Below are 289 nucleotides of genomic sequence, written 5' to 3'. Positions count from 1 at the left end.
ATCCTTTACTCTGCACACCCTGGAATCCGCCCCGGCCGAAAGCAAGCCGCTGCTGGAAAAATCGTTACGAGCCTTTGGCTCTATTCCGGGTCTGCACGCCGTGATGGCCGAATCGCCAGAAACACTGGAAGCCTACCAACAGCTGCACCAATTATTTACGCAAACCTCATTTGATGCTGAAGAACTCACCGTCGTCTGGCAAACCATCAATGTTGAACACCAGTGCCATTACTGCGTACCGGCTCACACTGCCATTGCCAATATGATGAAGGTTGATCCTGAGCTGACC

The 289-nt window shown here is 52.2% G+C and carries 1 protein-coding gene; it reads left to right on the top strand.

Going from position 1 to position 289, the window contains the following annotated elements:
• Positions 1 to 289: carboxymuconolactone decarboxylase family protein (locus tag Q4563_RS19065; protein WP_442903801.1), on the top strand; the 289-nt coding region annotated here is incomplete at both ends.

The sequence above is a fragment of the Gilvimarinus sp. 1_MG-2023 genome (genome assembly GCF_030548285.1).
This window is presented reverse-complemented; position numbering and strand designations above follow the sequence as displayed.